General features: G+C 52.8%; 1 protein-coding gene. It reads right to left on the bottom strand.

Features of this window, described 5'->3' with window-relative positions; genetic code table 11:
• Window positions 1-558 precede the first annotated feature (558 nt).
• A partial coding sequence (locus EJL04_RS16160) for an N-6 DNA methylase (protein ID WP_125105674.1) occupies window positions 559-6,125 on the bottom strand: 5,567 nt, incomplete at its 5' end.

The raw sequence follows: 6,125 nt of genomic DNA, 5'->3' as shown, positions 1-6,125 counted from the left end.
AATATGTATATTATTACTGCCGCATAACGATTACAAAATTACACAAAAAAATATATCTAACAAAAGTGGGAGGATTTTTTAACTTTTTACCATAGACATTTTATTAGGGAAGCGTAGGTTCAACTGGTAAGTACAAATAAGTAGAAATGTTTGAACAACAACGTTTTAGGAAGTTGAAAAAAATCAAGTTTCTCTCTCGGTATAACGTTTATTTTGGCCAATATCTTCTTTAGTTTGGCATTTGAGTATTTCCCATTCGTGTTCTATTTAGCTCCTTATTATGAGTATGTAGCAAGTTGCTTATCAAATTCAGCCTCTTTGAGGGTCAAATATGGTTTTGCAAATGGTGACTGACAAGACATAAACAAGGTCAGCAGGATTTTTTACATAAATGGACATGAATGTATATAACCTAAAATAAGAATAAATTTTAATAAGGGCTGCCCAAAAAGAAAAAAAATGCAGTTGCCATCCTACAGATACTTGCAGAAAGGATAAAATTTACTTTTAGACCTTTTGGGATAGCCCTTATTAATACTTCAGATAAAATTCCTTAGGTTATATTTTCAATCCTTTGGACCGGGTTTCCTCCTTGGCATACAGCCCCGGATGCCCAGTTATGGTGTGATTGGCGATAATACTTTCCGATGGATTGCGTATTTGCGGTGATGTATCTTCGGGATATTGCCTGATACCGTTTCGCACACCTTTCGCTTCCGGTTTGACCTGTTGCCCTTCATGCTCCTTTTCGGTGATTTCGGGTGTAGGCGGCGCAAGTTCCAGCTGTATCTTGCGGTCAAGGGCGGCAAGTTCGGACTTCAACTGTTTCAGTTCTTCCTCCTTCTTCCACACCTTGCCTGCTATCTCCTGCAACTGCGGTATCTCACGTTCCAAGACCTCATTCTTCGCTTTATACTGGTCGATGATGGAGGGGATTCTCTCAATCGCGTTGAGGAAGTTGCGGGCGGCGGCCAACGGGTCAGCCAGCGCCAGATGCCCGTTGTTGTAGGTGTACTTGTAGTTCCCCTCGACCACGAAGCGGTTGTCGGTAAACTCCAATCCCTCTTTGAGTATCCTTTCGCTGACCACCTTTATCGGGAAACCGTAAAACTCTCCAACCTGCGTGTACAACCCTCCGGTCGTGGCATTCTTGGCTATCTCCTGCAAACGCTTTCCGATGACTTTCTCATCGGCGGAATCCACTCCGTCCACCTTTATTATATTAAGGTGATTGCCCTCCTTGTCGGTCTGCACCACAGAGAGGAAGCGGTTCCAGTCCTCCGTCATGGCATCTATGAAAGCTGTGTTGTTGCCCAGCTCGCGGGTCTTCGATTCCAGCTTGAACTCCGAATCACGCTTGCCCTTGTTGAACGACTTGCGTTCCCCTTCGAGCGAGGCGATACGTTTTTCCAGTTTCGCCTTGTCCAGCAGGTCGGTGTTGCCGGATAGCAACGCCATATATTCCGAGAAGTTCATGCCCGATTTCTCGTCCATTGCCCCCTCGTCGATGGTACGCGCTTCCATAGCACCGCTTTTAAGCTGGCTGATGAAAGTCTGCTTGCAGTGCAGGAGGTTGAACTTGTAACTGTCCAGTGATTTTTCCACCGCGTAGATTATTACGTCCACGTTGTTCCCGGCGAAATGCTTGGCTATCTCGTTGCCTGCTCTAACTCCCCGTCCGTCACGCTGTTGCAGGTCGGACGGTCGCCACGGCGTATCAAGATGATGAATTGCCACACACCGTTTCTGTGCGTTCACACCCGTTCCGAGCATGGAGGTGGAGCCGAACAGCACACGCACCGTCCCGGCGTTCATGGCATCTATCACCGCCTTCCGAGCCTTGTCGGTCTTGCACTCCTGAATGAAGCGCACCTCGCTTGGCGGTATGCCGTAGTCCTCCGTCAGTTTGCGCTTGATTTCCGAATAGACGTTCCACCCATCGCCCGGCTGGTAAGTCCCCAAGTCAGAGAAAACGAACTGCGTGCCTTTCTGCGCGTCGTATTTTTGATAATACTCCGCGATTATTTTGGCACAGTGGCTCGCCTTGTTGTCGGGGTGGTCTTCGTAATGCGGGTCTATCATGCGCATGTCGAGTGCCATCTTCCGGGCATAGTCCGTGGCGATAAGCATCTTCGCCTTTTCCTCCGTTTCCGAAAGCGGCAGTCTGCCCAACAGGGTGGCGTCGCCCGTCTTGGCGAATTGCATCAGCTTCTGTATGAAGTCCTCCTGCTCCGGCGTGGGCGGTATGTGGTGCAGTATCTCGTTTTTGTTGGGACGGTCCACGCCCACATCCTCCGCCGTGCGGTAGTCCGTGATTTCATTATAGAAGGCGGCAAGCTCCGGCACTTTGATGAAGTAGCGGAAACGCTCCTTCTGCACCACGTTGTTCGTCACGTTGAACTCAAAATCCGTTGTCTTCTTGGCAAATATCGCCGACCACGCATCAAAACATCGAATGTCCTGCCGTTCCAGCTCCTTCGGGCGCAGGTACTTGAACAGCAGGTACAGCTCAGTCAGCGAGTTGCTGATAGTCGTGCCGGAGAGGAAGGTCGCCCCCAAGTCCTTGCCCGTGCGCTCCTGTATGGTGCGGATAGCAAAGAGCATGTTCAGTGCCTTCTGGCTTCCCTCGCTGTTCCCCAATCCCGCCACACGGTCGTGGCGCGTGTTGAAAGTCAGATTCTTGAACTGGTGCGATTCATCAATGAAAATGTGGTCGATGCCCATCTGCTTGAAGTCCACCACGTCGTCCGTGCGTGACTTTATGGCGTGTTCCACCTTCTCCAATTTCGCTTCAAGGTTATGCTTGCGCTTCTCCAGACCTTTCAGCATCGCCCGCGATACGTTCTTTCCCTGCTGGCGCAGCACTTCGAGGTTTTCCTCCACCGTGTCAAGCTCCGCTTGCAGGATGCGCTGCTGCAACTCCGGCGACTGCGGTATCTTGCCGAACTGGTCGTGCGACATAATGACACAATCGTAGTCGTTGTTCTTGATGTTGTTGAAGAAGCGCACGCGGTTGGCGGTCGAAAAGTCTTTCTCCGAAGCGTACAGAATCCTCGCGTTGGGATATGCCGCTTGATAGGTGGCGGCAATCTCCGCAACATTGGCTTTCAGCCCGATAATCATCGGCTTGTGCGCCAAGTTCAGACGCTTCATTTCATGCGCGGCGATGCACATTATCAGCGTCTTGCCGGTTCCAACCTCGTGGTCACAAATTCCGCCGCCGTTCTGTTTCAGCATCCAGACGCAATCCATCTGCGAGGGATAGACGCTCCTGATGCCCCGGCTTGCCAGCCCTTTCAGATTGAGGTCGGGAAAAGTCTGATGCGAGCCGTCATACTTCGGGCGCACGAAACAGTTGAACTTGCGGTTATACATCGTCGTCAGCCGCTCCTTGAACTGTGGCGACTGCTCTTCGAGCCATTCGGAGAAGCCGTTTCGTATCTCGTCAATCTTGGCGTTGGCGAGCTGTATTCCCTCGCTGTCGCGCACCTTGATGTCGTTGCCATGCTCGTCCCTGCCGATGGACTTCATCATGTCGGGACAGGTGTTGTGCAGGGCGTGTTTCAGAAGGTGCATGCCGTCATAGTTACGGTAATACCCCTTCACCAGAAACTCGTCCGTGATTTTCATGGTGCGGTAGCCGCACGCCACCGAAAACTCGTCCATGCTTGCAGAGTAGGCGATTTTCACCTCCGTGTCGAACAGCCGGCTCATGTAGGCGGCATAGACACCCGTCGGAATCCAGCGTTCCCCGAAATTGAAATCAAGGTCTTCAAAAGCGATGCGCGGCGGTTCGGCATCTTTCAGAGCCTCCAACGCCTGCTTCACCTCCGGCATACGTTCACTTTCGGGGTTTTCGCCCATCCAAGCCTCTATGCGTTCCGCTTTCTCTATCACGTTTCCGGCAATAAAGCGGTCCTTAATCTCGTAACCGGTTACGAGCGGATTGTAATAGATGCGCCCTTGCAGGGCTGTGAGCAAATCCTCCGCCGTACTGTCGGTTATCTCCCGCATATAGTCGAGATCGACAGTGCCGAACTTGTTGAGCGACGCGGACAGTGCTTCTTCGGGTGAGCCGACGTTGGCATGGCTCTCCACGGAGAAGGAAACGGGACGCTCGAAGATGTCCGCCTTGACAAACTTCCCGTTCTCCGCCCGTTCCAGCGAAAGGATGTCACGCCCGCCCGCGTCCATCATCACTAACTTCACGTTCTGCTTGGCGTTGAGGTTGCCGTAGCGCATGACAAACTCATCGTAACAGGTGTTTAGATGCTCTCGCCACGGGACATTTGCTTCATGCAGGTTCGATTCATAGCGGTACAGCCGCTCGTAGGCGTCACGGAGTAAAACATACTGTAACGCCTTCTCCTTCTGGTAGCCTTTCAGGTCGAGCGGCTGGAATGTCGCCCCGTATGGCGTGATGTCCTTCAGGTAGCCGATGTTATGACGCCCCCTGTCAGCCACCAGCGACCCTTCGCGCAGGTGCATCTCCGGCGTGCGGTGGTAGGCACGCGGCGAAAGGTCCACGACTTCTTCCTTCGGCTTCTCCGCTTCGATGTCGGGGAAAAGGGAGGTCGCCACCGCTTCCGGTGGGGTATCTGTAACGGCAGGTGCGGTGACTGCTTCCGGCTGTGTTTCCTCCTGCCGTGGTTGCTCACGGGGAGTGTCCGGCACGGCTTTCACTTCCATCTTTTCCGCCGCCGCTTGTTTCTCGTTATGCTGCCTTGCCAGTTCCCGAAGTTCCTTCCTGCGTTCCGGCGTCAAATCCATCATCATCTCGTAGAAGCCGTTGATGGGAGGATTGGTATCCCAGTCCAACGTGGCATAGATGTCGTCCGGGTCGGCAGGCTTGGCGGTGTTCTCCGTTTTAGCCTCCTTGTTCTCTGTTACAGTCTTAGGGGTGGTAGCCGTCGGCACAGCCGTAACATTTTGTGTGACATGCACCTGTGGCTTGGGTAGAACGCGCCTTGCCGAGCTTTCCTTTTTCGCCTCCTTTTTCTTTTTGGCGGTTTTCGGTTGTTGGCTGACTTCTTCCGTCATCCCCCAGAGATCGAGCAAGGATAGCTGCACACCGTCAGAATATTTCGGACGTGGCTCTATCTCCGGCTTTTCCTCTGTGGGTTGCGGTTTCTCCGTCGGAGTTTCCACCGCCTGCATCGAAGATGTTGTTTCCATCTTTATGGCAGTACGCTCCACCTCCTTTTGAACGGTAACTTTTTCTTCCGTTCCCGACTGCCGGATTGAACCCGAATACAGACGCATGGCGAGCCTGTAATGGAAATCCTCGTCGAGCATACGGTGCAAATCCCCGGCGATGCCTGCTGCCTTGCCCTCGTGCAGATAGACCATAGCGGGCTTCCCGTATGGGTCGGTGTCAAGTTTCGCCGTCGTATGCACGATGCGTTCCGGGTGGTGGATGAAATAGGCGTTGTCGGTCAGGTCGGTTTTCGTGTCCGTCTGTATTACGGTCATCAGCCGCTCGTCCTGCGACATTTCCTTCTTGCTGAGGTTCTTTTGCAGGACAATCAGGTCACTGCCCACTTCTGTCCCCGCGTTGTCCGTGAACAGGTTGTTGGGCAGGCGTATCGCGGATACCAGATCAGCCTTACTGAACAGCTCGTTACGCACGGAGGTCTTGGTGCTGTTCAATACCCCTTGCGAGGTGATGAACGCCACGATACCGCCGTCACGCACGGCATCCAGTCCTTTGAGAAAGAAATAGTTGTGGATGGCTTTCTGGGCGGAGCGTCTGCCGAATGAGTCGCTCCGCTGAAACTCAGGGTCGAACACGGCTATGTCTCCGAACGGAATGTTGGACACCGCCAAGTCGAAATAATTGTTGAACGGTCTTTCGATTTTCTCAAAACCGCAGGTGCGCGTTTTCTTGCCGGGATAGAGATGCCTCAGGATTGTACCCGTGAGCAGATCCTTCTCGAAAGCCATCACATCCGCATTGGGGTTGTGCCGCAGCATGGAATCCACGAACACGCCAACCCCCGCCGACGGTTCGAGCATACGGGCGGGGCGGACGCTGTAATCTGCCAGCACGTCCGCGATGGTGTCGGTTATCTCTTTGGGGGTGTAGAAAGCGGTCAGCACGGACGCTTTCAGCGAATCCACAAACC

It is taken from the genome of Prevotella marseillensis, from assembly GCF_900625065.1.
GTDB classification, from domain to species: Bacteria; Bacteroidota; Bacteroidia; order Bacteroidales; family Bacteroidaceae; genus Prevotella; species Prevotella rara.
This window is presented reverse-complemented; position numbering and strand designations above follow the sequence as displayed.